This is a genomic window from Brevibacterium sp. 50QC2O2 (assembly GCF_024580675.1).
GTDB lineage: Bacteria > Actinomycetota > Actinomycetes > Actinomycetales > Brevibacteriaceae > Brevibacterium > Brevibacterium moorei.
Window position 1 is genome coordinate 1 of record NZ_JANIJZ010000014.1, and the last position, 26,076, is coordinate 26,076.

At 67.7% G+C, this 26,076-nt stretch carries 27 protein-coding genes and 1 riboswitch; of the genes, 17 read left to right on the forward strand and 10 right to left on the reverse strand.

Annotated elements, in window-relative coordinates:
• The first annotated feature begins 184 nt into the window (after positions 1-184).
• Both mgtE and NQ038_RS11585 read left to right on the forward strand, forming a co-directional pair.
• The gene (gene mgtE, locus NQ038_RS11580; protein ID WP_257059505.1) at positions 185-1,528 is read left to right on the forward strand and encodes a magnesium transporter; all 1,344 of its coding nucleotides are present in this window, start codon (positions 185-187) and stop codon (positions 1,526-1,528) included.
• A gap of 43 nt (positions 1,529-1,571) precedes the next feature.
• The gene (locus NQ038_RS11585) at positions 1,572-2,039 is read left to right on the forward strand and encodes a DUF2218 domain-containing protein (protein WP_257049388.1); all 468 of its coding nucleotides are present in this window, start codon (positions 1,572-1,574) and stop codon (positions 2,037-2,039) included.
• 21 nt (positions 2,040-2,060) lie between these two features.
• Here NQ038_RS11585 and NQ038_RS11590 read toward each other — a convergent pair whose 3' ends face one another.
• The 4 genes from NQ038_RS11590 to NQ038_RS11605 form a co-directional block, all read right to left on the reverse strand.
• Positions 2,061-2,507 carry a MarR family transcriptional regulator gene (locus NQ038_RS11590; protein WP_257049390.1) on the reverse strand — a complete coding sequence of 149 codons (447 nt, stop codon included), beginning with the start codon at positions 2,505-2,507 and terminating at the stop codon, positions 2,061-2,063.
• A 79-nt stretch (positions 2,508-2,586) separates the two neighbouring features.
• Complete coding sequence (gene codB, locus NQ038_RS11595) at positions 2,587-3,879, reverse strand: cytosine permease (protein WP_257049392.1); 1,293 nt, start codon at positions 3,877-3,879, stop codon at positions 2,587-2,589.
• Positions 3,876-4,370: a nucleoside deaminase gene (locus NQ038_RS11600; protein ID WP_257062622.1), complete on the reverse strand. Its 495-nt coding sequence runs from the start codon at positions 4,368-4,370 to the stop codon at positions 3,876-3,878. Before NQ038_RS11600 ends, codB begins: the two co-directional genes overlap by 4 nt.
• A gap of 32 nt (positions 4,371-4,402) precedes the next feature.
• Complete coding sequence (locus NQ038_RS11605) at positions 4,403-4,810, reverse strand: hypothetical protein (protein WP_257062623.1); 408 nt, start codon at positions 4,808-4,810, stop codon at positions 4,403-4,405.
• Positions 4,811-4,875: 65 nt separating this feature from the next.
• Positions 4,876-5,018, forward strand: a riboswitch (FMN riboswitch).
• A 192-nt stretch (positions 5,019-5,210) separates the two neighbouring features.
• Between NQ038_RS11605 and ribD the strand changes: the two genes are divergently transcribed.
• The 5 genes from ribD to NQ038_RS11630 all read left to right on the forward strand — a co-directional run bounded on the left by ribD (position 5,211) and on the right by NQ038_RS11630 (position 11,211).
• The gene (ribD, locus tag NQ038_RS11610) at positions 5,211-6,407 is read left to right on the forward strand and encodes a bifunctional diaminohydroxyphosphoribosylaminopyrimidine deaminase/5-amino-6-(5-phosphoribosylamino)uracil reductase RibD (RefSeq protein WP_257049396.1); all 1,197 of its coding nucleotides are present in this window, start codon (positions 5,211-5,213) and stop codon (positions 6,405-6,407) included.
• A complete protein-coding gene (locus NQ038_RS11615) occupies positions 6,407-7,153 on the forward strand; it encodes a riboflavin synthase (protein WP_257049397.1) in 747 nt (248 codons plus the stop codon). Before ribD ends, NQ038_RS11615 begins: the two co-directional genes overlap by 1 nt.
• Positions 7,150-8,748 carry a 3,4-dihydroxy-2-butanone-4-phosphate synthase gene (gene ribB, locus NQ038_RS11620; protein ID WP_257062624.1) on the forward strand — a complete coding sequence of 533 codons (1,599 nt, stop codon included), beginning with the start codon at positions 7,150-7,152 and terminating at the stop codon, positions 8,746-8,748. Before NQ038_RS11615 ends, ribB begins: the two co-directional genes overlap by 4 nt.
• A complete protein-coding gene (gene ribH / locus NQ038_RS11625) occupies positions 8,748-9,230 on the forward strand; it encodes a 6,7-dimethyl-8-ribityllumazine synthase (protein WP_257049399.1) in 483 nt (160 codons plus the stop codon). Before ribB ends, ribH begins: the two co-directional genes overlap by 1 nt.
• Before the next feature lie 595 nt (positions 9,231-9,825).
• Positions 9,826-11,211, forward strand: coding sequence for an MFS transporter (locus NQ038_RS11630; RefSeq protein ID WP_257049400.1), 1,386 nt, complete (start codon positions 9,826-9,828; stop codon positions 11,209-11,211).
• Between the two features lie 103 nt (positions 11,212-11,314).
• On the opposite strand, the gene NQ038_RS11635 is transcribed toward NQ038_RS11630, so the two are convergent.
• From NQ038_RS11635 to NQ038_RS11645, 3 genes are all read right to left on the reverse strand, one after another.
• The gene (locus NQ038_RS11635) at positions 11,315-12,985 is read right to left on the reverse strand and encodes a long-chain fatty acid--CoA ligase (RefSeq protein WP_257049402.1); all 1,671 of its coding nucleotides are present in this window, start codon (positions 12,983-12,985) and stop codon (positions 11,315-11,317) included.
• An 89-nt stretch (positions 12,986-13,074) separates the two neighbouring features.
• Positions 13,075-13,590 carry a hypothetical protein gene (locus tag NQ038_RS11640; RefSeq protein WP_257049403.1) on the reverse strand — a complete coding sequence of 172 codons (516 nt, stop codon included), beginning with the start codon at positions 13,588-13,590 and terminating at the stop codon, positions 13,075-13,077.
• A 19-nt stretch (positions 13,591-13,609) separates the two neighbouring features.
• A complete protein-coding gene (locus tag NQ038_RS11645; protein WP_257062625.1) occupies positions 13,610-13,768 on the reverse strand; it encodes a hypothetical protein in 159 nt (52 codons plus the stop codon).
• Here NQ038_RS11645 and NQ038_RS11650 point away from each other — a divergent pair.
• The 7 genes from NQ038_RS11650 (at position 13,767) to NQ038_RS11680 (ending at position 20,183) form a co-directional block, all read left to right on the forward strand.
• Positions 13,767-14,057, forward strand: a complete 291-nt coding sequence (locus NQ038_RS11650) for a hypothetical protein (protein ID WP_257062627.1) — start codon at positions 13,767-13,769, stop codon at positions 14,055-14,057. The genes NQ038_RS11645 and NQ038_RS11650 overlap by 2 nt on opposite strands.
• A gap of 369 nt (positions 14,058-14,426) precedes the next feature.
• Positions 14,427-15,503: a squalene/phytoene synthase family protein gene (locus NQ038_RS11655; protein WP_257062629.1), complete on the forward strand. Its 1,077-nt coding sequence runs from the start codon at positions 14,427-14,429 to the stop codon at positions 15,501-15,503.
• Positions 15,500-17,377 carry an FAD-dependent oxidoreductase gene (locus NQ038_RS11660; protein ID WP_257062630.1) on the forward strand — a complete coding sequence of 626 codons (1,878 nt, stop codon included), beginning with the start codon at positions 15,500-15,502 and terminating at the stop codon, positions 17,375-17,377. Before NQ038_RS11655 ends, NQ038_RS11660 begins: the two co-directional genes overlap by 4 nt.
• Entirely contained in the window at positions 17,374-17,721 is a 348-nt protein-coding gene (locus tag NQ038_RS11665; RefSeq protein WP_257062631.1) for a lycopene cyclase domain-containing protein, read from the forward strand. The genes NQ038_RS11660 and NQ038_RS11665 overlap by 4 nt, the downstream gene beginning before the upstream one ends.
• Entirely contained in the window at positions 17,718-18,089 is a 372-nt protein-coding gene (locus tag NQ038_RS11670) for a lycopene cyclase domain-containing protein (protein WP_257062632.1), read from the forward strand. The genes NQ038_RS11665 and NQ038_RS11670 overlap by 4 nt, the downstream gene beginning before the upstream one ends.
• On the forward strand, positions 18,073-18,975 hold the full coding sequence (locus tag NQ038_RS11675; protein ID WP_257062633.1) for a prenyltransferase: 903 nt from the start codon (positions 18,073-18,075) through the stop codon (positions 18,973-18,975). Before NQ038_RS11670 ends, NQ038_RS11675 begins: the two co-directional genes overlap by 17 nt.
• Positions 18,972-20,183, forward strand: a complete 1,212-nt coding sequence (locus tag NQ038_RS11680; RefSeq protein WP_257062634.1) for an asparaginase domain-containing protein — start codon at positions 18,972-18,974, stop codon at positions 20,181-20,183. The genes NQ038_RS11675 and NQ038_RS11680 overlap by 4 nt, the downstream gene beginning before the upstream one ends.
• 126 nt (positions 20,184-20,309) lie before the next feature.
• Here NQ038_RS11680 and NQ038_RS11685 read toward each other — a convergent pair whose 3' ends face one another.
• The 3 genes from NQ038_RS11685 to NQ038_RS11695 form a co-directional block, all read right to left on the reverse strand.
• A complete protein-coding gene (locus NQ038_RS11685) occupies positions 20,310-21,077 on the reverse strand; it encodes a DUF402 domain-containing protein (protein ID WP_257062635.1) in 768 nt (255 codons plus the stop codon).
• Positions 21,074-21,595 carry an isopentenyl-diphosphate Delta-isomerase gene (gene idi, locus NQ038_RS11690; RefSeq protein WP_257049461.1) on the reverse strand — a complete coding sequence of 174 codons (522 nt, stop codon included), beginning with the start codon at positions 21,593-21,595 and terminating at the stop codon, positions 21,074-21,076. Before idi ends, NQ038_RS11685 begins: the two co-directional genes overlap by 4 nt.
• 287 nt (positions 21,596-21,882) lie before the next feature.
• Entirely contained in the window at positions 21,883-22,497 is a 615-nt protein-coding gene (locus tag NQ038_RS11695; RefSeq protein ID WP_257049463.1) for a hypothetical protein, read from the reverse strand.
• Between the two features lie 163 nt (positions 22,498-22,660).
• On the opposite strand from NQ038_RS11695, the gene NQ038_RS11700 reads away from it, so the two are divergent.
• From NQ038_RS11700 to NQ038_RS11710, 3 genes are all read left to right on the forward strand, one after another.
• Entirely contained in the window at positions 22,661-23,728 is a 1,068-nt protein-coding gene (locus tag NQ038_RS11700; RefSeq protein WP_257049464.1) for a DNA adenine methylase, read from the forward strand.
• Positions 23,728-24,576: a hypothetical protein gene (locus NQ038_RS11705; protein WP_257049465.1), complete on the forward strand. Its 849-nt coding sequence runs from the start codon at positions 23,728-23,730 to the stop codon at positions 24,574-24,576. Before NQ038_RS11700 ends, NQ038_RS11705 begins: the two co-directional genes overlap by 1 nt.
• 103 nt (positions 24,577-24,679) lie before the next feature.
• Entirely contained in the window at positions 24,680-26,017 is a 1,338-nt protein-coding gene (locus NQ038_RS11710) for a nitrate/nitrite transporter (RefSeq protein ID WP_257049467.1), read from the forward strand.
• Positions 26,018-26,076: the final 59 nt, after the last annotated feature.

The following is a 26,076-nucleotide window of genomic DNA, read 5'->3' on the forward strand; positions in this document are numbered from 1 at the left end:
AGGGACCCGATCGCGTCGAAGACCTCGTAGAAGGCCTCCTTCATTACCTGTCGTTCTGCTCTGGTCGGCATCGTGGCCGTACCCCCATGTGGTGAGGGGTGTTGCAACGACCACGTGAACCCGCCCGAACGGCCCAATCTGAAACAAACGGCCCAATGATCTGTACGCAAGAAGAGGAGACCCCATGTCGGACACATTGCACGAACTGTTGCGCTCCGGCGCACCCACCCGGGCTCATCTGCCCGCCCTGGCCCGGGCCGCCCAGGCGCTGCCCGTGGCCGAGCTCCTCTACGTCATGCGCTCACTGCCACCCGCCCGCGCCGCAATCCTCTACCGGGTCCTGGAGAAGGACACCGCCCTGGACGTGTTCGACCAGCTCAGCGCCGCCGACCAGGCCGAGCTGATCGGCGGGCTGCGCACCGACGAGATCGCCGAGCTGATCGGCAACCTGGACCCCGACGACCGTGCCCGGCTGCTCGACGAGCTGCCCGCCAAGGTGGCAGACCGGCTGCTGGCCGGCCTGGACCCGCAGGAACGCGCGAACACCTCGGTGGTGCTGGGGTATCCGAAGGACTCGATCGGCCGCCATATGTCACCCGAGGTCCTCCTGCTGCGCGCGGATTCCACCGCCGGGCGGGCCCTCGCGCGGGTCCGCGAGCGCATCGCCGAGCCCGAGACCGTCTACCTGCTGCCGGTGGTCGCGGCCAACCGGAGGCTGGTGGGCGTCCTCGGCCTGCGCCGGCTGCTCGCCGCCGACCCGGAAACACCGCTGCGCGAACTCATGCAGGAACCGGTCGCGGCCTCGGCCACGGATGACAGGGAGCCCGTGGCCCGACTGTTCCTGCGCGAGAAGCTCATCGCGATGCCGATCGTCGACGGCGAGGACCGGGTCGTCGGGATCCTGACGGTCGACGACGCGATCGACATCATCGCCGCCGAGGACGCACAGGACGCCGCGCGCTCCGGCGGCTCCGAGCCCCTGGCCGGCTCCTACCTGTCCACCCCGATCCTGCGGTTGGTGCGCTCGCGCATCGTGTGGTTGGTCGTGCTGGCGGTATCGGCCATCCTGACGGTGCAGGTGCTGGACCTGTTCGAGGACAAGCTGCACCAGGTCGTGGCCCTGGCGCTGTTCGTCCCGCTGCTCACCGGCACCGGCGGCAACACCGGAAACCAAGCGGCCACGACGGTCACCCGCGCCCTGGCCGTGGGCGAGGTCAGGTCCCGGGATCTGCTGCGCGTCGTCTGGCGCGAGGTGCGGGTCGGGGCGATCCTGGGCCTGGTCCTCGGCTGCCTGGGCTGGTTGGTCGCCGGCCTGGTTTATGGTTTTGCGATCGGAGCGGTGATCGGCCTGACCCTGCTGGGCATCTGCACAATGGCTGCGACCGTGGGCGGCTTGATGCCGCTGGTGGCCAAGGCCGTGGGTGCCGATCCCGCAGTGTTCTCCAATCCGTTCATCTCCACCTTCTGCGATGCCACCGGACTGCTGCTGTACTTCGGCATCGCGACGGCGGTACTGGGCTTGAGCTGAGACCTCTTAGCCACACCTAAACAAAACCGCTAGGCTGGCTTCCATGACCGAAGACAACGCAGCCGTCGCCCAGACCCCTGAGACCCCGACTTCGCCCGTGAACCACCACATTCCGCACACTGTGGAATCCCGCGCTCTGGTCCCCACCGAGCGCCCTGGCCGCTACGGCAAGCAGCTCGCAGCGCATATGGGCCGCAAGGTCCCCGCCACCTGGGACGAGGTCACGCAGACCGGGGTGATCACGTTCTTCGACGAGGCCGCCCGCGCCCGCCTGGCCGCTACCGACGACGGCCTGGACATGACGATGACCGCGATCGACGCGGCCGCCCTCGACAGGTTCGAGTGGGTACTGGGGATCCACCTGATCCGCTTCGGCGCACGCGAGGACATGGAGTGCCACTGGATCCGCTCCGATGGCGCACCGGGGACTTCGCAGACCCCGCATGATCTCGAGGAGCGCGCCAAGGAGAAGGCCGCGCAGAAGGAGGCCGCGCAGCAGCAGGAGAGCTGAGGCGCGCGGGCCGGGTGCGACTCAGCCCCGGCGCCGAGCGCCCTGCTCGGCGGCTTCCTCGACCATATCGGTGAGCAGCTCGATGGTGCGGCGCACGGCTTCCTTGTCCGCGTCGCTCCAGCTCTTGGCGTGCGGTTCCAGGGCGGTCTCCGCCATATCGCGCAGATGGATGAGGCGCTCACGCCCCTCATCGGTCAGCGACACCTTCGATACCCGGCCGTCGGAGGCCGAGGCCGCGCGCTGCACCGCACCCTTGGCGGCCAGCCGGTTCACGATCTTCGTAGCGGCCGGCTGCGAACACCCGTAGGCGCGGGCCAGGCCACCGATCGTCACGGGTTGGTACTGGTCGACAATGGCCAGTCCACGCCAGTCGGCGACATCTTCGGGTGGGTTGACCTCGCGTGTCACCCGGCGGACGAAGCGGCCCGCAACAATGGTCAGGTCGGTCAGCAAACGATCGTCTTCCACGGGGTCAGTCTACCCGGGCAGTCCGCGGCCTGTCCCGGTCAACCACGGGACAGGCCGCAGACGTCCACTATGTGAACTCTCAGTTCCGGTGCACGGACTGCTGGGACTGCGCGGACCGCTTGGACAGCGGTGCGCAGACGATCGAGCCCACCAGCGCGACCAGGATGCCGATGACCGGCGGGATGCCGATCCCCAGGGCGCCCAGCACATAGGCCAGCACGCAGGCCACCACGTAGATGCCCAGGTTCACCCAGTTCACGCCCGGCAGGGATTCGCCCTCGGGCATCTGGGTGCGCCGCCAGCGTGCCAGGTAGTCGCCGATGATCACGCCGCCCAGCGGCGGGATGAAGGTGCCCAGCAGGCCCAGGTAGTCCGGCAGGTGCTCGTTCACGCCCACCAGCGCAAGCACTGTGCCGATAACGGAGCCGGCGATGACGAACGGGGTCTTCGAGCGCTTGGAGAACAGTTCGGCGCCGGCCACCCCGAAGGCGTATGCCGCGTCTGCGTTGGACTTCCACAGGTTGCCGAACAGCAGGAACAGCCCCCAGCCGATCAGGCCCAGATTGAACAACACGAGCACGAAGTCGCCCTCGCCGAAGGTGATCGCGCCGATAGCACCGAAGAAGATCATCAGCCCGTTGCCGATCAGGAAGCCGATCACGCATGCCCAGACGGCCGGTGCCCCTGACTTGCCGAAGCGCGTCCAGTTGGGAGCCTGGGTGCCGGCGGACACGAAGGTGCCCACCACGGTCGTCACGGCCACGGCCAGGGTCATGTGCCCCGGCGGGTCGATCGCGGCCAGGCCGGACCAGCCGCCGACCTCCTCCAGTGAGCGGAACATGACCCAGAAGGCCAGGATCAGGATGAGCGGGGTCGACACCAGCGACACCCAGTACATGCCGTGGTAGCCATAGCAGGCGGTGGCGCACATGAGCACGCTGACGACCACCATGACCGCGGCGCGCGCGGCGTAGGACTCCCAGCCGAAGGCCTGGGACGTCAGGTCGCCGATCGTGCCGACGACCACCCCGTACCAGCCGATCTGCGTGCCGCCCAGCAGCACCGAGGCCAGTTTCGACCCCTTGGTGCCCAAGGTATAGCGGGACATGACGACGGTGGTCAGGCCGGTCCGCGCGCCGATCCAGCCCAGGGTCGCGACATAGGCGCCCAGCACCACGGAGCCCACCAGGATGACCATGAGCAGGCCGGACAGGTCGAAGGACTCGCCCAGGCTGGCGCCGGCCAGCATCGTGGGGGTGAAGATCGTGAAGCCCAGCAGCACGACCATGAGCGAGAAGAACCCCTTGCGGGCGTGCCGGGGCACGGGGGTGACGGGGTAGTCCGGGTCGACGGGAACCTGCTCCGCGCTCATGCGAGTTCTGCGGTTTCCACGCCGATGTCCTCGGCCCAGATCTGCGGGCGCTCGTCGAGCATTTTCTGCATCAGCGCCACGCAGCGGGCGTCGTCGGCGTTGATGACCTCGACGCCGTTGGCACGCAGCCAGTCCTCGGAGGCCTCGAAGGCGCGGTTCTCGCCCATGACCACGCGCGGGATGTCGTAGAGGATGGCGGAGCCGGCGCACATGGTACACGGGGACAGGGTCGTGTAGAGGGTGGATTCACGATAGACATTGGCGGGCAGACGGCCGGCGTTCTCCAGGCAGTCGGTTTCGCCATGGCGGATCGCGCTGTCCATCTGCACGCGCTGGTTGTGGCCCACCGCCAGGACCTTGCCGCTCTTGTGGACCAGGGCCGCGCCGATCGGCACGCCGCCCTCGTTCCAGCTGATCTCGGCCTGTTCGATCGCCAGGTCCAGGTACTTCTGATCGTCGGCGCCAAGCGCGCTGGGTGCTGTTGCAGTCATACCCACAACTTTAGAGGAAGCTGAGTGTTCGGCTACAGCACGGGTTTGCCACCGGAGCGCGCCGCGTGCCCGCGCCAGTGGAACCACCCGAGGACCACGCCGGTGAGCAGCAGGGCGACGCCGATCCAGAACAGCACGTGCGCCGGGCCGATCCACTGCACGGTCGTGGTCTCCCAGGTCGGGGCGCCGGCGGGTCCGCCGCCGGGGTCTCCTCCCCCGGACTGCCGGCAGACGAGAACGGGCGGGAAGAAGCGGAGTTCGATCATAGATGAGGACGTTTCACCGAGCGCCGCGCCCGGATCGCACCCGTTCCAGCTCTCGGCGGAGTGTTCGGCTTGCCTCGACTGGAGCAACAGCATCGGGTAGGTCAGCAGCAGGCAGAGCACCCCGAAGGTGGCGCAGACCCGCGCCGGACCGGATGTGTGCTTCTCATTGCGCATGCCCGCCAGCTTAACCCGACGGCGAGACGCCCTTGCGGAACTCGATTCCAGGGTTTACTTTTGAATACGTGTTCCGGGGACGGTGAGATTCCGTACCGGCGGTATAGTCCGCGACCCGAACGCCGTGTCCCGAACGGGGCCCGCGCGTCCGGTTGACTCGGTGGGATTCCGAGACCGACAGTGAAAGTCTGGATGGGAGGAACAACAGGCACCGTGCCTGTTCGCATTCGCGACGCCCTGGTTCCTCGAGTCCTCCTCGAAGTCCGGTACCGCCGCATGTGGATGGCCCGGGTGGCGGCGCATACCGTCACAGCACTCGCACCGTTCGGCGCACCTCCCTCACCTCGGGTAGAAGGTGAGGTTGAGAGTGAACCGGACGGTTTTTTCGTCCCCCGGGGCCATGGGCTTCACAGCCGCCGAGGCCGCGGCGATGGACGCCGCCCTGGCGGCAGCAGCACTCGGAGTCCGCGGGGCGAACCCGCTGGTGGGGGCCTCGGTCCTGGGCGCCGACGGTGACTGCGTGACCGGCTACCACCGGGGAGCCGGCACCCCGCATGCGGAGATCGACGCACTGGCGCGCGCCCGGGCGGCGGGCATCGACCTGGGCACGGCGACGCTGCTGGTGACGCTGGAGCCCTGCAATCACACCGGCCGCACCGGCCCCTGCGCCCGGGCCATCATCGCCGCCGGCATCCCCCGGGTGATCTTCGCCCAGGCCGACCCGGTACCCGGTCACGGCGGCGGCGCCGAAACCCTGCTCGACGCCGGCGTCGAGGTTCGCTCCGGTCTGCGCGGCGCCGCCGCCGGCGCGCTGAACGCGCGGTGGTTCGCCGCCGCTCGGGGCGCGCGACCCTTCGTCACCGCCAAGATCGCGCAGTCCCTGGACGGGTTCTCGGCGGCGGCCGATGGCACGAGCCAGTGGATCACCTCGGCGCAGGCCCGCGAGCACGCCCACGGGGTGCGCGGCCGGGTCGATGCGATCCTGGTGGGCACCGGCACGGTGCTGGCCGACGACCCACGGTTGAGCGCGCGCCTGCCCACGGGCGAGCCGGCCGAGCGCCAGCCGGTACCGGTGGTCATCGGCTCCCGGGACGTGCCCGCAGATGCACAGCTGCGCGCAAATCCGGGCCTGCGGCAGTACCGGCCAGCGGGCTCGGGGTTGCGGTCCGAGGCCGCGGGCGGTGCCGGCGAAGGTGCAGCCGAGCCGGAATTCTTGCTCCGGGTCCTGCGGGATCTCAAGGCAGACGGCTGCGACCATGTGCTGGTTGAGGGCGGGCCAGGCCTGGTCGGCTCGTTCCTGCAGGCGGGACTGGTCGACGAGCTGCTGGTCTATACCGCTCCCCTGCTCCTGGGCGCGGGCACGCCCAGTGTTCGCCTGCCCGGCATCGGAACCCTGCGCGATGCCCTGGCCTTCACCCCGGACCCGGCCTCGGCACCGGCCTCTGCCCCAGTCCGCTTGGGGCCCGACATGCTGACCCGCCTGGTGCCCGTAGAGGCAGACGGGCCGGGCTCGGCGGGCCCCGGTCCCAGCTCCGGGCAGCCACCCGCCGACTCGGCACCACAGACTTCCACCGACAACTCTCAAGGAGACGCATAGTGTTCACCGGAATCATCGAGGCCCTCGGCACCGTCACCGCCCTGGAGTCCCTGCCCGACGGCAGTGCCCGCATCACGATCGACGCGGGCCGGCTGATCGAGGACCTGCCGCGCGGGGGCTCGCTGGCGGTCAACGGCGTCTGCCTCACCGCGGTCCCCGCACCCCGCGCCGAGTCGTCACAAAAGTGCGACGAAACCTCCGCCGAACGCACATTCATGACGACTCGGCGGGGGGCGGACGGAGTCTTCACCGCCGATGTCATGGGCGAGACCCTGCGGTTGACCTCGTTGGGGGACCTGGCTCCGGGCAGCCGGGTCAATCTGGAGCGGTGTCTGAGCCCCTCCGGGCGCTTCGACGGGCACATCGTGCAGGGCCATGTGGACGGCACCGGCGTGCTGGCCTCGATCGCCGACCACGGATCCTGGGCCGTCTACCGCTTCACCGTGCCGAGCGACCTGGCGCCGTTCACCGCGCTCAAGGGCTCGATCGCCATCGACGGGGTGTCCCTGACGATCAGCGGGGTCAGCCCGGCGCCCGGGACCTCGGCGCCGGAGGACGGTGCCGCGCACTGGGTCGAGGTCAGCCTGATCCCGGCCACCCGAGAACACACGATCCTGGGCGAGGCCGCACCGGGGCGCCGCGTCAACCTCGAGGTCGACGTCATCGCCAAGTACGCCGCCCGCCTCACCGCATTCGCAACCGTACCGACAGCACAGAACGCAAGCACAGAAGGAGCCACCGCATGACCACCACATCCACCACCCCACAGGCTCCGGCCACCCAGCCGGCAGGGACCTCGGCGCCCGAAACGCCGGACACGCCCACCGCTCTGAACACCATCGACCAGGCCATCGCCGCCCTGCGCGCGGGCCGGCCGATCATCGTCGTCGACGATGAGGACCGGGAGAACGAGGGCGACCTCATCATGCCCGCAGCGACCGTGACGGCCAAGTGGATGGGCTTCATCATCCGCCACTCCTCGGGCGTGGTGTGCGCGCCGATGACCGCCGAGCGCGCCCGGGCCATGGAGCTGCCGCCCATGGTCGCGAACAACCAGGACCCCAAGGGCACTGCGTACACCGTCAGCTGCGACGCCTCGGCCGGCACCAGCACGGGGATCTCGGCGGCGGACCGCGCACTGACCGCCCAGGTGCTGGCCGACCCTGCCGCACTGCCCACACAACTGCACCGGCCCGGGCACGTCTTCCCGCTCATCGCCAAGGACGGTGGGGTCCGCGAACGCGCCGGCCACACCGAGGCCGGGGTCGAGTTCGCGCGCCTGGCCGGTTTCGAGCCTGTGGCCGTCATCGCCGAGGTGGTCCACGACGAGGGCCCGATGATGCGGCTGGACGACCTGCGGCCCTTCGCACGCCTGCACGGGCTGATGCTCGTATCGATCGAGGAGCTCATCGCCTACCTGGACGCCCGCGATATGGCGGGAGCCACGGAGGCCGCAGCCGGGGACGGGATCACAGCCGGCGCAGCCACCTCGACCGATCCCGTCGTCCTGCCGACCGAGTTCGGCACCTTCACCGCACGCGCGTGGACCGTCGACGGGGTCGAGCACCTGAGCCTGAGCGCAGCGGGGAGCGCTGCTGGTGCCTCGGCTGCCGGAGCAGACGTGGCCGAAGCCGGCGCCACGGCTGACTCTGCCGGAGCAGACGTGGCAGGAGCGGAGGTGGCCGGAGCCGGGGCCTCGGCCACGGAATCCGATGCGCCGGTGGCCGGCCATGCCGGCCAATCCGCGCCGTTGGTGCGGGTGCACTCGGAGTGCCTGACCGGCGATGTGTTCGCCTCGCACCGGTGCGACTGTGGCGAGCAGTTGGCCGCGGGGCTGCGCGCGATCGCCTCGGCCGGGGGCACGCTGATCTACCTGCGCGGGCAGGAGGGCCGCGGGATCGGCCTGTTCAACAAACTGCGCGCCTACGCGCTGCAGGACGGCGGGCTGGACACCGTGGACGCGAACACGCACCTGGGACTGCCGGTGGACGCCAGGGACTACGCGGCGGCCGCGGCGATCCTGACCGGCATGGGGATCCGGCGGGTGCGCCTGCTGACGAACAATCCGGCGAAGGTCTCGGCCCTGGCCGAACACGGGATCGAGGTCGCCGAGCGGGTGTCCGTGGACATTCCGGCGCGGGCGGAGAACGCCGCCTATCTGCGCACCAAGCGCGACCGCATGCACCACCTGATCGGCGGAACCGGAGTCGCCGGGGCCGGAGTCGGCAGTGCCGGAGTCGCCGGGGCACCCGACGCCCGGCACGCCCAGCCTGCGCACCCGGACCTCGCCGCAGAGCACAGCGCACCCGCATCCGCACTCATCGAAAGGAAGGCCTCCTGATGGCCCAGCACGGGGCACCCACCGCACATCTGGACGAACTCGCAGCCGAGCACCCGCAGCTCAAGGAGCTGACGCTGACGATCGTGGCCGCCAGCTGGCACACCGAGGTGATGGACGGGTTGATCGCGGGCGCCCTGCGCGCGGCCGCGGTGGCCGGGATCGAACCTCGGGTCGTCCGCGTGCCTGGCAGTTTCGAACTGCCGGTGGTGGCACAGAAGTACGCGCGGACCTCGGACGCGGTGGTGGCGCTGGGCGTGGTGATACGCGGTGGCACCCCGCACTTCGACTATGTGTGCGCGGCCGCCACCGACGGCCTGAACCGGGTGGCGCTGGACACCGGGACCCCTGTGGGATTCGGGCTGCTGACCTGCGATGACGATGCACAGGCCCTGGCACGCGCCGGCCTGCCCGGGTCGACCGAGGACAAGGGCTTCGAGGCGACCGAGGCGGCCCTGGCCACGGCCCTCATCCTGCGCGCCTAACAACCCCGGCAGTGGCTCCACACATGCATGGGTGGCAGCAAAACTCACGATCTTTGCTGCCACCGGTGCCATTGTGGAGCCACTCGACAAGGCGCAGGCACCTGGCCCAACGGGCGCCCAACTGGCGAGAGCCACTCGGCAAGGCGCGGCACCCGGACATGCGAAACGGGCCCGGATCTTTCGATCCGGGCCCGTTTCCCCCATAAAGACTCTCCAACCAAGAAGAGAAGTGAGGCCGGTCCATAAAGTTCGGTACCACTCCCCAAAAGACGAGCCCCGCAGCTCGCCACCGAAGAACCGGCCTCACTGGTGATAACCATACGGAGCCACCCTGGACCGGCCCTGGGATGGCCGTGAACGCTTCATGGCAATGGAATGGCAGAAAGCTGAATCAGTCCGATCCCTGTCCGCCACCGGCCGACCGACGACCCTCCGCCACCCCACCCACGAACCGCCCGGCGAGGTATTTGACCGCGGCCCGGGCGAAACGAAAGTATATAAATTGCACATTGAGACTCAGACCACAGTAGTTCAGGGCGCATCGGCTCCGAACACAGTGGCTCTGAGTCCGCTACTTTCAACGACGAAAGGCATCATGACTACAAGCGCAGTGCAGCACCGAACATCTGCCGCGGCCCCGCCCGCCTCCAAGCACAAGGGCCTGCTGGCCGCCGGGCTGATCGGCTCGTCGATCGAATGGTACGACTTCTTCCTCTACGGCACAGCCGCCGCGATCGTGTTCCCCCACGTGTTCTTCCCGGAGACCAATGCCCTGGTCGGCACGATGCTCGCGTTCTCCACCTTCTGGGCCGGTTTCATCGCCCGGCCCATCGGAGGCCTGCTGGCCGGCAACTATGGCGACAAGCTGGGGCGCAAGCCCATGGTCGTCATCGCCCTGACCGGTATGGCGGTCTTCACCTTCATCATCGGCTGCCTGCCATCGGCGGGCACCATCGGCGCGGCCGCCCCAGTCCTGCTGGTAGTCTGCCGGTTCGTCCAGGGTGCGGCCTGCGGAGCGCAGTGGGGCGGTATGGCCCTGTTGCTCAGCGAGTCCGCCGGCCCCAAGCACCGCGCGTTCTCCGGCTCCTTCACCCAGCTGGGCGTGCCCTGCGGCGCGCTGCTGGGCAACCTGGTGTTCGTGGGCGTGTCGGTGGCTCTGAGTCAAGACGCCTTCACCACCTGGGGCTGGCGCATCCCCTTCTGGGCCACCGCCCTGCTGGTCCCGATCGTCATGTACATCCAGCTCAAGGTCGAGGACTCCCCCGAGTTCAAGCAGCTGGAGGAAGAGGTCGCAGCCGGCCAAGCGGACAAGCCCGCAGTCGTCAAGACCCCGCTGTGGCAGGCCGTCAAGTCGAACTGGAAGACCATCCTGTTGGCGGCCGGCACCCTGTCCGGCACCAACTGCATCTTCTACATCTCGATCGCCGGCGTCCTGTCCTACGGCACCAAATATCTGAACATGGACTACAACCAGATGTTGTTGGGCGCCATGGCCTCCTGTGTGGCCGGAGCGATCTTCATGGTCATCGGCGGCAAGCTGGCCGACTCCCACGGCCGCAAACCGGTCATCCTGATCGGCGGAATCGGCGTGCTGGCCTTCGCATTCCCATACTTCGCCCTGGTCAACACCGCCAACATCTGGCTGTTCACCGTCGCCGTGACCATCGCCAGCTGCTTCCAGTCACTCATCTACGCGCCGATCGCGGCCTACTTCGGTGAGCTGTTCGCCCCGCAGATCCGCTACTCCGCCGTGTCCCTGGCCTATCAGCTCAATGCGATTGTGGTCTCCGGTTCGACCCCGGTGGTGATGACCTGGATCATCGCGAAGATGAACGGGTCGACCCTGGGCATCACACTGTTCGTCTGCCTGACCGCGCTGTGCACGATCCTGTGCACCCTGCCCCTGCGCGAGACGAACCCCAAGCACGTCCGCGAGAACCCCACCGCAGTGCCGGGTGAACACCTGCACTCGAACGCCTGAGCAAGGGCAAAAGGAATGGGGCCGAGGTCCCGGCCGGGGTACACACCCCCGCCCGGGACCTCGGCCCCATCGCCATTCAGCCGGCGCCTCAGCCGACCGGCGTTCAGTCGACTTCGATGCTGCGCTTGAGGATCTTGCCCGTGGCGCCCTTGGGCAGGGACTCGACGAACACGATGCGCCGCGGGATCTTGTAGGCGGCCAGGTTCTCGCGCGTATAGGCCTCGATCTCGTCCTCGGTCAGGGTGACGCCGGGCATCGGCGTGATGACCGCGGTGACCGTCTGGCCGTACTTCTCATCGGGGATGCCGATGACGGCGACCTCCAGGATGCCGGGGTGCTCGTAGAGGACCTCTTCGACCTCGCGCGGGTAGACGTTGTAGCCGCCGTGGATGATGAGGTCCTTGAGCCGGTCGACGATGTAGAGGTAGCCGTCTTCGTCCATCCGGCCCAGGTCGCCGGTGTGGAAGAAGCCCTCGTCGTCGAAGACCTTGGCGGTGGCCTCGGGGTTGTTCCAGTATCCGGCCATGACGTTGACGCCCTTGACGCAGACCTCGCCGACCTCGCCAGGGGCGACCCGATTGCCCTCGTCGTCCTTGACACACAGTTCGGGCTGGCCGTTGGTGGGCAGGCCCACGGAGCCCACGACGATCCTGCCGTCGCGCGGATTGACCGAGGCGTTGGCCGTCGTCTCCGTGAGCCCGTAGCCCTCCGTGATGGTCGCGCCGAAGCGCTGCTCGAACTGGCGCATCACCTCGGCGGCGATAGACGCCCCGCCGGAGATCGCGATGCGCAGGCTGCTGACGTCGTAGTCGCCCGGTGCGTGCACGACCGCGTTCCACATGGTGGGCACGCCGCCGGTGACGGTGACCCTGTCCGTCTGGATCACCTGCAGGTATTCGATCGGGTTGAAGCGCGGCAGCAGGGTGATGGGCGCGCCGCAGTTCATAGCCGACAGCAGCACGCTGACCAGACCGAACACGTGGAACAGCGGCAGCGCGGTGGCGAAGACGTCATCGGGGGTGCCGCCACAGGCCTCACAGCACATCCTGCCGGTGGCCACCAGGTTGTCCACGGTCAGAATGGCACCCTTCGGGTTGCCCGTGGTGCCCGAGGTGTAGAGCAGGACCGCGACGTCCTCGCCCGTGCGCGGCACGGGTTGGTAGGACTCCCAGCCCGCTTCCGTGGCAGCGCCCAGCCGGGCTGCGTCGATCAGCGCGATATCGGCGTAGGCGAGGGCCGGCGCGGAGCCCGCTGCGGCCTCGGCGTCCGTTGCACCGCCGGCCGGGGCGGCCCCGGTGCCGGCCCCCTCCGAAAGTTCGGCTACGGCCTTCTGGGCCGCGGAGTTGCAGACGGGGTGGGCGATGACGGCCGAGGCGCCGGAGTCGCTGAGGAAATGCCGGAGTTCGCGCGCGGTCGACAGGGGGTTGACGGGAACGACGATGAGGCCCGCGGCCTGGGCTGCGAAGAACTCGACGACGAATTCCGCGGTGGTCGGGCAGATCAGCACGATTCGCTCGCCCACACTGTAGGCCGCGGTGAGTTCTTGAGCGCGCGCCGTGACCAGGCCGGCCAACTGGGCTCGGGTGATCTCCAATCTGGGGTCACCCGGTTCCGCGGGCAGGGGGCCGCGGACCGCGATGCGCTGCGGGTCGGCCTGCGCATTGGCGAAGACGATGTCGGCGACGTTCCGGTGCTGGGACGCGGGGTCGGGAGTCGGGCCGGTCGTTGCGGGGGTGTGTGCTGGAGTGCTGGATGTTGCCGTGCTGGATGCCACGATGCTCCTTCGAATCATGGAAATGCGTGCGGGCGGACTCGGACATCCGCCGTCGTGTTCATGCTATCGCAGGGATGTTACCCGGATCACTACAGGTGGTGGATGGCGGGTGCTGTGCGTGCGAACCGTCGCCGGGCCAGGAACTTCACGAATATGCCGATGGGGACGACCAGGACGGCGTAGGCGAACATGAACCAGATCCCGAACGTGTACTCCTCCAGCCACGGCACGAACAGGCACAGGGACACCAGCGCGAAGTAGCAGCCCAGCAGCGACCAGAGGATTGCCGCGCTCCAGCCCGGGTGTTTGAACAGGAAGGTCACGCTCAGGTCCAGCAGCAGGCACGGGACCGCAATGAAACCGACTATGAGAAAGTAGAACCCCGCCACGTCCAGCGATCCGTAGTCCCGATCCCAGGGGCGGTTGATGAGCAGGCTGAGCACCATGCCCGAGGTGATCGCCGCCGCGGTCCACCCGATCAGCGCCGAGGCGTACGGCCGGCCCGCCATTGCATGGGAGGTGCCGTGCTCCATCGTGCGGGAGTCCCCGTGCGATGGCGAACGGATGCCGTCGCCCGCCGAAGCGGGCATCGCGTTCTGTGTCATGGCCTCATCATATGGTCCGTTATATGTTCCATCTCCGTTCGCGCAGGCGCAGGATGAGGTAGACGATCCAATAGACCAGCGCGAGGACGATGAAGCAGGCCGCGACGAAGATGGCGATGATGGCCATCGCTCCGATCGTGATCCAGCCTTCCTCGGCATTGCGAGCCCAAATCCACATGGCAACCGCGATGGCAGTGGACACACAGGCCAAGCACGACATCACCCACAACAGGGGCTTCCAACCGGCCGACGCCGGCCTCTGCGAATCGGGCTGCGCCGGTCCCGGCGACGCTGTCAGCGAATCGGTCATCACGTCCTCCACTCCCCTTGTAGGCGAATCGGGCTCACCGGACTCGCCGCCGGTCCCGTCTTACGATGATGATGCCACTGAGGCCCAGGGGAATCAGTGCCGCAAGACTGATGACGATTGCGGCGGGGGCGGACTCCTGTACGAACGCGGGTACTGAAATCGCCGCCCACAGAATCAGGAACACCCCGAGCACGGCCCAAGTGCTCGCGTGAAGCGGCGTCTTACGATCCGAGTGCATCATTGCTCCTCCTGTCGGACGTACTGGACGGACACACCTCCACGTACATCCCCATCGCCTACTGGAGTGAAGCCACCATACCCGGCGCCCCCTATTTTAACAATATTGCTTGTTCTCTTTACGATCGCGGCAACTGGCACTTCGATAGGATCACGCCAGCCTCACGACATCACATGCGCAAACCTGCAAGGCATACGCATATATGCGTATGCCTTGCAGGTTTGCGCATGTGATGCGGCAGCGACCGGCCCGGGCCGTCCCACCATGCCGACATGAGATGATTTGCCTATGACCCAAGCACCGGCCCCGATGTACACGCGCGCGGCCGGACGAGCGGCCCGCACGGTGATCGGACGCTACTCCACCAGCTTCTCCCTGGCCTCCCGCCTGCTGCCCAGCCCCGTTTCGGAACGCATCGGCCACCTCTACGCGATGGTCCGCGTGGCCGACGAGGTCGTCGACGGCGCCTGGCCGAACGCCACCGGCGCACAGAAGATCGCGGAGCTCGAGGCCTTCCGCGCCCGCATCGTCCGTGCGGTGGACTGCGGTTTCTCCTCCGATCTGATCGTCCACGCCTTCGCCCAGACCGCCAGGGCGACCGGGATCACCGCCGAACTCTGGGACCCGTTCTTCGCCTCGATGGCCGCCGACGCGGACCCCGAACCCCACACCCCCGAAACGCTGGCCGCATATATCCACGGTTCCGCCGAGGTCGTGGGACTGATGTGCCTGCGCATCTTCCTCGCCGACGCCCCGGTCCCGGCCGCGCGCCTGACCCGGCTGGAGGACGGGGCCCGGGCCCTGGGCTCTGCGTTCCAGCGCGTGAACTTCCTGCGCGACCTGGCCGAGGACGCGGACGATCTGCACCGCGCCTATCTGTGCGCATGCCCCGAAACCGGGGAAACACCCCCGGATACCGGGGCATCTTCCCGGTTTGGGGGCATGAACGCCACTGGCATGAACGCCGAGGCCAAGGACCGTGAAGTCGCCGTTATCCGCGCAGACCTGGCCAGGGCGGCAACCGTCATCGACGAATTGCCGACCCCCGTACGGCCCGCCGTCTGGGCTGCCCACGACCTGTTCGCCGAGCTCACCGAGCGGCTGGACGCCGCACCGGCCGAACTCCTGGCCACCTCCCGGATCCGGGTGCCCGATGCGAAGAAACTGGCGATCGTGGCCGGCGCCGTGTGCCGGGGCGCGACCTCCCGCTCCGGGCAGGCGGGCTCCCCGACACGCACTCTGCTGGAGCGCGCCCTGCTGCCGCACGCCCCGCGCAGCCTGCGCCGAAAGAACCGGCAGCAGGCGGACCAAGCCCGGGCGGACCAACACCGAACAGACCGGCATGACGAGGACCGGCACGCATGAGAATCGGTGTGATCGGCGGGGGGATCGCAGGCCTGGCCACCGCCACCCTGTTGGCCCGCGCAGGCGCCGATGTGGATCTGTGGGAGAAGAATCCGCAGCTCGGAGGCCGGGCCGGCATCATCGAGGACTCCGGTTTCACCTTCGACACCGGCCCCAGCTGGTACCTGATGCCCGAGGTCTTCGAGCACTTCTTCAACCTGTGCGGCACCTCGACGGACGAACAGTTGGACATGATCACACTGGACCCCGGCTACCGCATCTTCGATACGGCCGGCTCCGGTTCCATCGACGTCCCCGGCGCCATCCCGACCGGAGGTCACAGCCCTGCCGCCACAACCGCGCCCATCCACACCGGATCGACCGGAGGTCACAGGGTCCCCCGTGAGCGCGTGCTGTCCCTGGCCGAAGCCCTCGAACCCGGCTCGTCCCACACATTGGACGCCTACCTGGACGAAGCGAGCGACACTTACCGGCTCGCCCTCGACTCCTTCCTCTACACGACTTTCACGGGCGCGCGCGGCTACTCCGCGCTGGCCTCGGCCCGGGTGCTCAGCAGGCTGCCGCGGTTGCCGGGACTGCTGGCCGGCAGCCTGGGGCACCGCGTCGAGCGGACGGTCGAGCACCCGCTGCTGCGCCAGATGCTGGGCTATCCGGCGGTCTTCCTGGGCACCGAGCCCCGGCGCGCGCCCGCGCTGTACCAGCTGATGAGCCATCTGGATCTGGTCGACGGCGTGCAGTACCCCCTGGGCGGGATGCACACGATCATCACGGCGATCGCGGGTCTGGCGCGGGCCGCGGGCGTGCGCATCCACACCGGCGCCGAGGTCGTGGCAGTGCGGGCGGACCGCCCCACCTCCCGCGGCATGCGGGGCTCCGGCCGGAGCGGCAGTGTGCACGAGGTGCTGATCCGGCGCTCGACCCCACGTTCGAACCCGCACACTGCCCCACATTCGAACCCGCAGAGGGACCCAGCGGGAACAGGGCCCGCGCTGGAGTCGGTGCCACTGGACTTCCTGGTCTCGGCCGGGGACCAGCACCACTTCGAGACGCGCCTGCTGCCCGGATGGGCGCGCACCGTGCGTCCACAGGCCTGGGGACGCACGGTGCCTGGTGGGGCGGCTATCCACAGCCCGGTGACGCACGGTGGCACACGCGAGCGCGTGGCATCGGCTCTGGGAGGCCGCAAGGACCCCGGCTTCGGGGCGCTGACCCTGATGTTGGGGGTGCGTGGACGCCTGCCCGAGCTGACCCACCACAATCTGTTCTTCACCCGCGACTGGGACCGCAACTTCGACCAGATCTTCACCGAGCGCGTCCTGCCACAGCCGGCCAGCGCCTACGTGTGCACACCATCGGTCACGGACCCATCGGTGGCACCGGCGGACTGCGAGAACCTGTTCGTCCTGGTCCCGGTCCCCGCAGATGAACAGCTGCGCGCAGGCCGGAACGACGTCGAGGACTATGCCGACGGCATCGTCGATGCCGTCGGCGCACGCATAGACGCCCCGGATCTGCGCGAACGCACACTGGTCCGCCATCTGCTGGCCCCCGGTGACTATGCGCGCTCCTATTACGCCTGGTCGGGCACCGCACTGGGACCTGCGAACACGCTGTTCCAGTCCGCGATGTTCCGGGGGCGCACACTGAGCCGGCGCGTGGGGAATCTGGCCTATGCCGGAACCTACGCCGCGCCGGGGGTGGGCCTGCCGATGGCGCTGATCAGTGCGGAGAACGTCCTCAAGGCCCTGTTGGACGACCGCTCCACACATCCGCTGGAGCCCGCGGCACTGCGCAAAGAAGTCCTGCGCGGGGAAACACCGTGCCCGGGAACGCTGCAGCCGGGCGCCGGCCGCACGGGGGTACAGCACCCATGACCTTCGCCTACCTCGGCTGCCTGCTGGGCGGGCTGGCCTGCATGGGGCTGTTGGACTGGCGCTTCGGCCTGTTCTGGTTCGCCGACGCCCGCCGCGCCGCCTGGGTGCACGGGATCGGCTTCGTGTGCTTCATCGCCTGGGACCTGTTGGGGATCGGCTTCGGCGTGTTCACCCGCGGCCCCAGCCCCTATCTGTCCGGTATCGAGATCGTCCCCCACCTGACGCTGGAGGAACTGTTCTTCCTGGCCTTCCTCATCTGGTGCACCATGGTCCTCTACACGGGATCGGCGAGGATCTTGCTTACCCTGCGCAAGCGCCTCGGCGACTCAGGGGACAGACGATGACCTATACCCTGATCAACCTGGTCTTCCTGGTCCCAGCCGCCATCGTGTTCGGAGTGGCGCTGCGCCGCGGCGGACTGTCGTGGCGTGCGGGGCTGGGCGCCGCCGCGATCCTGTTCGCGCTGACTATAGTGTTCGACAACATCATGATCCTGGTGGGGTTGATGGAGTACAGCAGCGCACACTCCAGCGGAGCGCGCATCGGCCTGATGCCGGTGGAGGATCTGGCCTACTCGCTGTTCGCCGCCCTCACCCTGCCGGCGCTGTGGAGCCTGTTGGGTCCGACACCACAGCGCGGGCAACCGAGTACCCTGGCCGATACAGGCGAGTCGTCGACGGGAGGAACGCACACGCATGCAGACGAACGCTGAAACCATCCAGAAAGCCGCCGGTCACGCATCCCTGGGCGATGTCATCCGCTCCTCGCGGCCGATCTCCTGGATCAACACGGCCTTCCCCTTCGGCGCCGCCTACCTGCTGGCCGGCGGCGGCCCGGACTGGACGTTCTGGATCGGCTGCCTGTTCTTCCTCATCCCCTACAACCTCGCGATGTACGGCATCAACGACGTCTTCGACTACGAATCGGACCTGCGCAATCCACGCAAGGGCGGCGTCGAGGGGCACCTGGTGCCACCGGGCCACCATCACACGATCATCACCTCGGCCATCCTGAGCTGCCTGCCCTTCGTCGCGTACTTCGTAGTGGTCGGCTCGTGGGCGATGGTCGGCGTGCTGGCGCTGAGCCTGTTCGCGGTGGCCGCCTACAGCGTCAAGGGACTGCGGTTCAAGGAGGTGCCGATCCTGGACTCGGTCACCTCGTCCGTACACTTCTCCTCCCCCGCCTGGTTCGCCCTGGCCTGCGTGGGCGCCTGGCCCGACGCCACCGGCACCCGCGTGCTGCTGGCCTTCTTCCTGTGGGGCGTGGCCAGCCAGGCCTTCGGCGCGGTGCAGGACGTGGGCCCCGACCGCGCGGCCGGCCTGAAGTCCGTGGCCACCGTGCTGGGCGCCAGGGCCACCTGCCAGCTGGCGGTGCTGCTCTACGCGGTGGCCGGCGTCCTCGTCGCCTTCGCGCCCTGGCCCCTGTGGCTGGGCTCGCTGCTGGCCGTGCCCTATCTGGTGATGGCCGGGCGGTTCTGGAACATCTCGGACGAGGACTCCGCCCGTGCGCACGACGGCTGGAAGTTCTTCATCCGCATCAACTACGTGGTGGGCTTCTTCACCACGGTCCTCATGATCATCTGGAAGGTAGTTCTGTGACAGACGCTGTACCCGCCGGCTTCCCGGCCGCTCCCGCCGCCCATGACGGGTCCGCCCCGCTCATCCACTTCCTGGCGCTGGGCGGCACGATCGCCTCGGTCCCGGCGGATTCCGGGAACGCGGGCGTGACCCCGCAGGTAGGGGCCGAGGCCATTGCGGCTGCCGCGCGCCTGGACACCCTGCCGGGCACCGGGCTGGCCGGCGGTCCGGGACCCGAGCTGCTGGGCCCGGAGGGCGCGCCGGCCGGCGGGGTGCGCGTGACCTTCGAGCAGATCGCGCAGGTGGGCTCCGGCGCGATCACCCTGGACCACCTGGCACGCGTTGTGCGCGCCACCCGCCGAGCCGCTGCGGCGGGCGCCCGCGCCGTGGTGCTCACGCAGGGCACCGACACCCTGGAGGAGTCCGCCTTCGCGCTGTCGGTGATGAACGATGCGGGCATCCCGATCGTGCTGACCGGCGCGATGCGCGGGCCATCCCTACCAGGCGCCGACGGTCCCGCGAACGTCCGTGCAGCCGTGGTCACCGCGCTCGACGAGCAGATGTCATTCCTGCCGGCCGTGCTCGTGTTCAACGACGAGGTGCACGACCCGACGTTCGTGCGCAAGGCGCACGCGTCCTCGGCGTCGACCTTCACCTCGGGTCCCGCAGCCGGGCCCTTGGGCTGGGTGTCCGAGGACCGGCTCGTCCTGGCGCATATGCCCGCCCGGGTGCCCAGCCCCTTCGGCGTGCCCGAGCAGGAGCCGGGGCCGGAAGGCGCGGCGGGCGCTGGCGTGAATGGCGCGACGGCCTTGGGCGAGCCTGGCACCGAGCTGCCGGAGATCACCGGGCGCGGCACCTATCCGGACGTCGCGCTGATCGAGGTGGGCATGGGCGAATCGCTCAAGCTGCTGTCGTACCTGCCGGATGCGGGCTATGCCGGCGCGGTGATCGCGGGTGTGGGCGGCGGCCATGTGCCGTTCTGGGCCCTGGACGAGGTCGAGGCCCTGGCCAAGCGGGTGCCAGTCGTCTACGCCTCGCGCACCGGCTCGGGCCGGACCCTGGAGTCCACCTACGGCTATCCGGGCTCGGAGTTGGACCTGCAGCGGCTGGGGCTGATCCCCGCGGGCTTCGTCGATGCCAGGAAGGCCCGCCTGCTGTTGACCCTGGCGCTGGCAGCGGGCGCCGAACCCGAGCAGATCGCCCAGGTCTTCGCCTTCTTCCGCGGGTAGGTTCCCACTCGATGGGGCGTGCGTCCATCGAGAGTCCGGTTCTTGCGGATCCTGCGCTTCAAGAACTGCATGAACCGGACTCTCGATGCTGCCGCGGATCATCGAATGTCCCGGCGCTGTGAAGTTCTAAACCCCGAGGGGCCCCCACGTTTCGGGAGCCCGCCACTGCGTCCATTCCGGAGAGAACGCCCAGTGGGCCGGGTGTGCCCCGTCTTCGAGGGCAGCCAGCGCGATCTGCGAGTTCGCGCGGATCCGCTCCGTGATCCGGGGTGTCCACATGCCGAATTCGACCGCGCCGGCCAGCTCATCCTCGTCCTTGAAGCGCCGGCTCCCATCGGGGCGCACCACCACGTCGAGGATGTGGTCGGCGGTGAACAGGTCTGCTGCGACTCCGACGTCCCCGCTGTCCAACAGCCGGTGCTGCTGTTCGAGGTTGATGTACCAGGACTTGTGCGCCCCGGTGCGGTCGCGGAAGACCCAGACGGAGAAGGGGCTGTCCGCCGGCACGATGCGCAGCACCCCGCTGCCGTACCAGGAGCCGGGCACCTGCACCCGGGTGGGCGGATCCGGCACGAAGCGCACGTCGAAGGGCACCAGGTGCGGATTGATGTCCGCGTAGCCGACCAGCCGGGACTCGACCGTCACGCTGTCCCCCGCCAGCCACAGCACGATGCCGCGCTCATCGTGGGCGACCACGCGCAGCGGCTGGACGACCTCGGTCAGGTGACGCGGGTAGTCGTGGCGGCGGAAGTGCCAGCGCACCACATCGCCGTGTTCCAGGTAGGGGCCCGAGGCGACCGGCCGGGTGCCGACCGGCAGGTCCAGTCCGAAGGGGTCGGCGGCACCGCGCACCGACTCCGAGGCGCCAGAGCCCTCTGCGCCCGAAGCCCTCACGCCTGGCCCACCAGCTCTTCCCACTCCCAGCCCAACCAGGGGCTGAAGGCGAAGGGGGTCGCGCGCAGCGCCTGAGTGAGTTGCTCGGGGGCGACCCAGGCGAAGTCCATGACTTCGTCGGCGCGGGCACGCACATCGCCGTCGATCTGCGCGGTGTAGACGGGGCAGATCTCGTTCTCCACGATGCCCGAGGCGTCGATCGCACGGTAGCGGAAGTCCGGCAGGACCTCGGTGATGTCGGTGATGCGCATACCCAGTTCGTCCTGGGCGCGCCGCGCGATGGCCTCGGTGTCGGGTTCGTCCGGACCGGGGTGTCCGCAGAAGGAATTGGTCCACACGCCGGGCCAGGTCTTCTTGCTCAGCGCGCGGCGGGTCAGCAGGATCTGGCCCTGTTCATTGTGGACGAAGCAGGAGAACGCCCGGTGCAGGGGCGTGTCCTCCGTGTGCACGGTCGCCTTGGGCGTGGTGCCGATCGGATTGCCGGCGTCGTCCAGGAGTACGACCAGTTCTTCGCTCATTGCGCGCGGGTCCCTTCGAAGATGCTGTTGGCTGTGTGCCGTATGACTGTGTGCCGGGGCCCGGATGCGCAATGGCGCTCGGTATCCTCGGCGGTCATCCCATCCTAATCAACGGCACTGTCACACCGTTCATTCCGGTCACACCCCTGAATGACTTCCACTACTTACCGAAGTGGTGAAAATCCGGCATTTCGGCTCGGAAATCAACATTTCGGTAAGTAGTGGAAAGAGAGGGCCCGGGAGCCGTCGTCAGCGGAGTGGAGCCGGGGCTCGCACTCCGGGGGATCTCACCGCTTGGAGGCGCGGTAGCCGGCATGACGCGCGGCAGCTGCCGAGGAGAAGCACTCCTCCGGGTTGGTCCGGTCGTAGTAGGTACCGCCGGGCACATGGTAGATGCCGGACTGGTTCCCCTTGATCGGGTACGCCCTGGGGCAGTTCCAGCCCGAGGGGACGTAACGCGTCCCGCGCTTCTTCTTGGCCTTCGCCTTCGTCTTGATCACCTTGAGCGTCTGCTTCTTGGAGACCTTGTAGACCTTCTTCTTGCCCTTGAGCGAGTACTTCACGGTCGTCGTGACCTTGTATGTGCCGGCCTTGAGCTTGACGGACTTCTTGTTCTTCGCGACCGTCTTCTTGCCCTTCTTGACGGTCAGCTTGGCGGACTTGACCTTGACCTTCTTGCCCTTGGAGTACTTGGGCTTGACGGTGGCCTTGGCGGATCCCTTGACCTTCTTATTGGGGATCTTCTTGACGGTGACCTTCTTGGCCGCCGAGGTCGCGGCCTGGGCCGTGGCGACCGTCGCCTCGGGTGCCAGGGCCTGGATGGCGGGGGTGCCACCGGCGACGAGGCCGAGGGCCACTGCCGCAGAGACGAGGACGCGGGAGATGCGGGATGTTGCGCTCATATTCACTTTCATGAGTGGGTCCGCCCAATGCGGACTACCTGAGCAGAACTTTAGCGGAAGCTCCGAGAAACATAAGGTGAGGTGCATTACAGTGCGATGGCGAGGAGCACCCCGTATGTCGGCGGAACAGTCCGATGTCAGACCTCCCGGCTAGCATGGTCGCATGACCACTAGCCCGCTCCAGACACCCACGCTGTTCGATGATCCTCTACAGCGCGCCAGGAGCTTTCCGCGTCTGCGGTACATGGGATCGAAGTACCGGCTACTGCCCGCGCTCTGGGAAGTCTTCAATCACGTGGGTGGCACCACTGCGGTTGATGCTTTCTCCGGATCCGGAGTGGTCTCATATCTGTTGAAGTCCATGGGGTTCTCCGTGGTCAGCAATGACTTCCTCCATTTCCCCACGACGATCACCCGGGCCACGGTAGAAAACCAGCACGCCACCCTACCTACAGACCTGGTGGAGAAGATCTGTGGACCGGCAGCAGATGACCGCGACTTCATCCAGAGCACATTCGACGGATTGTACTTCAGCGCCGAAGACAGGGCATTCCTCGACTCGGCTTGGTCCCATATCGACCAGTTGGACGACTACACCCGCGACATCGCGCTTGCCGCCTTGGTTCTGTCCGCCGCCCGCAAACAGCCGCGAGGCGTCTTCACCTTCACCGATTCGTCCCGCTATGCCGATGGCCGCCGCGACCTCCAACTCCCACTGCACCAGCACTTCCGCGAACACGTCACAGATTACAACTCAGTGGTCTTCGAATCGGAGCGGACCAGCATGTCCGTCCATGGAGACGTGTTCGAACTCCCGCAGGACTCCCCCGACCTGGTCTACCTGGACCCGCCCTATGCCCCGCCCAGTGACGACGCCGACTATATGAAGCGCTATCACTTCCTCGAAGGCCTCAGCCTGTACTGGCGCGGAGTCACCATCATGGAGAATACGAAAACCAAGAAGATCGAGAAGAAATACACTCCCTTCGCATACAAACGGACGATTGAAGATGCGTTGGACCGCACTTTCGACAAGTTCAAAAACGCCGGGGCGATCATCCTGTCCTATTCGTCGAACGCGTTGCCCGGACGCGACCGCATCATTGAAATCCTTCAGGCCTACAAACCGCGGGTGGAAGTACGCGAAGTAGACCATACCTATGCGTTCGGAACGCACTCCGCTGCCACCAGACGAAACGTAACCGAATACATCTTCGTGGGCAGGGACTGATGAGCACTCCTGTCACCTTCGACGACTATCTATCCTCGCTCGGCCGATTGACACCCCATATCGACCCGACTTCGACAACTGCCCAAACAGAAGCGATCAAGGGTGCAGCCCAGAGCCTTGAATGCATACAGGAGATCAGCGTAGAGGCCCTTGCCGATTGGGTTATCCGCTACCCGGCAGACGTCCCCGTCCTCGGGCTCATGGTCGGGCTCAGCCAGGAAAAGCTCAAAAACGCCCTGCGCAACCGCTTCGACACATCCGGCTGGACGACCTTGGCCAAAGCAGAGCCCGAAGCTCTCATCACCTGGTTCGATGAAGAGTTCGACCTGGTCAGGCTGACGGCCGCACAGCTGAACCACTCCTACACCCTGGGCGACATCTTGGTGGCCAGGGCCGGTACCAGAGTCACGGCTACCCGTGCGGGCGTATCAGGGCGCAGAGTTGAGGACCGAATCGAAGCGGTAGCCATCGAGCTCGGTCTGCCCTATGCCACTCGGACACGATTCACCGGCCGCAATAACCGCAGCGCGCCGTGCGACCTCGTGATTCCAGGAACTGCGGACCCACAGATCGTCGTAGCGGCCAAGGGATTCGATTCAACCGGAAGCAAGCTGACCGATGCGGTCAGGGAGATCGAGGAAATGGCAGAAGTCCGCTTGCCCCGCCAATACGTTATGGCAGTCATCGACGGCATCGGCTGGAAGTCCCGTCAATCGGACCTGCGGAAGATCCATCAGTTGTGGACCGACCGGCAAATCGACGGAATGTACACCCTGAAATCCCTCGACACATTTCGGGATGATCTGCGATCCGCCGCGTTGAGGACGGGGCTGCTTCCAAAGGTCTAATCGGATCACTTCCAGCCGCCGCCCCCGCACCACACCCACCCCACCCCGCTCCCATCGCGGACAGCACCCCGACCCAATCGGGAGACATGTATAGCATGGCTATATGTCTCCCCGCTCACACGCTCAGCCCACCCCAGCACATCCCCCCAAGGCCCCCGGCATCCTCTTGTTCGTGCTCGTCGCGACCATGGCGATCGGCCCGATCTTCAACTACTCGCTGGGCGCGCTGAGTTCCGAAGTGGTGCGGACCTATGGCATCACCGAGGGACAATACGGCCTCATCATCACCCTGCTGTTCATCATCGCCGGCGGCAGTTCGATCGTGCTGGGCATCCTGTCGGACCGCATCCCCGTACGCCTGCAGATCACTCTGATCTTCCTGACCATGGTCGTCTCCTTCCTGGTCAGCATCACGGCCCCGACCTATGCGGCACTGCTGGTCGCCGCGGTCTTCGCAGGCCCCGCGGCGGCCCTGTCGAACCCCGCGACCAACCGGATCATCGCACACAGCGTCCCCCTGCGACAGCGCGGCGCATGGATGGGCTGGAAGCAGTCGGGCGTGCAGTTCGGCCTCCTGTTCTCCGGTTTGACAGTCCCGCTGGTTGGCGGCCTGGCCGGCTGGACCGGCGTCGCCATCATGTGCGCGTCCGTCGCCGGCGTACTGCTGGTCGTCGCTTGGTTCGTCATCACCCGCCTACAAAACTCCCCCACCGAGGCCACCACCCGGCAGGTGCTCCCCGAGGACGCGACGGACGCCACCGACTCCGGCGCGGAACCCGCCGGGGCACCCCGGCCGAGCGATACCGCCGGCCCGGCCGAGGCCTCGGCCGGGGAACCGCAGCCGGCGCGCCTGCCGCTGGCCGTCTGGCTGTTCGCCGTCTGCTCCTTCCTCAACGCGGTGGGCACGCAGGGCCTGAACGCCTACGCCTCGCTGTTCGCCGTGCAGACCGTCGGATTCCCGATCCAGTTGGCCGGCCTCCTACTGGCCGCGATCGGCGTGGCCGGCATCCTCAGCCGCAACGCCTGGGGCCGGATGGCAGGCCGCTTCGCCCGGCCCGCGGCGATGATCAAGACGATGAGCCTGGGCGGAATCGTCGGCCTGGCCTGCCTGGCCGCCGTCGCCCTGTGGCACATTCCCGTGTTCCTGTGGCTCGGCGTGCTGCTGCACGCGGCGTTCCCCCTGGCGGCGAACGTCGTCATCAACTCCGGCGTCATGGCGGTTGCGCCGAGGTCCAAGATCGGTGTGGCCTCGGGCCTGGTGGCCGCCGGGATGAACTTCGGGTTCGCCGTGGGCCCCGTGCTGGTGGGCTTCGGTTTCGACAACTGGAACAGCTACCTGCCCGGCTGGATCGTACTGGCGATCATGTACGCCGCCTGCTTCGCAGTGGCCGTGTGGTTGGGCCGCGCCCAAAGGGGACACGGCGCACCCGCGGTGGGCTGAGCACTGCCCAGCCGACCACCAGCCGTCCGGGCGCCGGCCAGCCGCCCCTTCCCACCTCG

Bases quoted from the DNA above. Each gene is read 5' to 3' on its own strand.
- NQ038_RS11710 (WP_257049467.1), top strand. From the start codon at position 24,680: ATGTCTCCCCGCTCACACGCTCAGCCCACCCCAGCACATCCCCCCAAG.
- NQ038_RS11670 (WP_257062632.1), top strand. From the start codon at position 17,718: ATGACCTATACCCTGATCAACCTGGTCTTCCTGGTCCCAGCCGCCATC.
- NQ038_RS11695 (WP_257049463.1), bottom strand. From the start codon at position 22,497: ATGAGCGCAACATCCCGCATCTCCCGCGTCCTCGTCTCTGCGGCAGTG.
- ribD (WP_257049396.1), top strand. From the start codon at position 5,211: ATGGGCTTCACAGCCGCCGAGGCCGCGGCGATGGACGCCGCCCTGGCG.
- NQ038_RS11675 (WP_257062633.1), top strand. From the start codon at position 18,073: ATGCAGACGAACGCTGAAACCATCCAGAAAGCCGCCGGTCACGCATCC.
- NQ038_RS11645 (WP_257062625.1), bottom strand. From the start codon at position 13,768: ATGTGGATTTGGGCTCGCAATGCCGAGGAAGGCTGGATCACGATCGGA.
- NQ038_RS11650 (WP_257062627.1), top strand. From the start codon at position 13,767: ATGGCAACCGCGATGGCAGTGGACACACAGGCCAAGCACGACATCACC.
- NQ038_RS11630 (WP_257049400.1), top strand. From the start codon at position 9,826: ATGACTACAAGCGCAGTGCAGCACCGAACATCTGCCGCGGCCCCGCCC.
- ribB (WP_257062624.1), top strand. From the start codon at position 7,150: ATGACCACCACATCCACCACCCCACAGGCTCCGGCCACCCAGCCGGCA.
- NQ038_RS11665 (WP_257062631.1), top strand. From the start codon at position 17,374: ATGACCTTCGCCTACCTCGGCTGCCTGCTGGGCGGGCTGGCCTGCATG.
- NQ038_RS11705 (WP_257049465.1), top strand. From the start codon at position 23,728: ATGAGCACTCCTGTCACCTTCGACGACTATCTATCCTCGCTCGGCCGA.
- NQ038_RS11585 (WP_257049388.1), top strand. From the start codon at position 1,572: ATGACCGAAGACAACGCAGCCGTCGCCCAGACCCCTGAGACCCCGACT.
- codB (WP_257049392.1), bottom strand. From the start codon at position 3,879: ATGAGCGCGGAGCAGGTTCCCGTCGACCCGGACTACCCCGTCACCCCC.
- idi (WP_257049461.1), bottom strand. From the start codon at position 21,595: ATGAGCGAAGAACTGGTCGTACTCCTGGACGACGCCGGCAATCCGATC.
- NQ038_RS11640 (WP_257049403.1), bottom strand. From the start codon at position 13,590: ATGACACAGAACGCGATGCCCGCTTCGGCGGGCGACGGCATCCGTTCG.
- mgtE (WP_257059505.1), top strand. From the start codon at position 185: ATGTCGGACACATTGCACGAACTGTTGCGCTCCGGCGCACCCACCCGG.
- NQ038_RS11605 (WP_257062623.1), bottom strand. From the start codon at position 4,810: ATGCGCAATGAGAAGCACACATCCGGTCCGGCGCGGGTCTGCGCCACC.
- NQ038_RS11660 (WP_257062630.1), top strand. From the start codon at position 15,500: ATGAGAATCGGTGTGATCGGCGGGGGGATCGCAGGCCTGGCCACCGCC.
- NQ038_RS11655 (WP_257062629.1), top strand. From the start codon at position 14,427: ATGACCCAAGCACCGGCCCCGATGTACACGCGCGCGGCCGGACGAGCG.
- ribH (WP_257049399.1), top strand. From the start codon at position 8,748: ATGGCCCAGCACGGGGCACCCACCGCACATCTGGACGAACTCGCAGCC.
- NQ038_RS11700 (WP_257049464.1), top strand. From the start codon at position 22,661: ATGACCACTAGCCCGCTCCAGACACCCACGCTGTTCGATGATCCTCTA.
- NQ038_RS11600 (WP_257062622.1), bottom strand. From the start codon at position 4,370: ATGACTGCAACAGCACCCAGCGCGCTTGGCGCCGACGATCAGAAGTAC.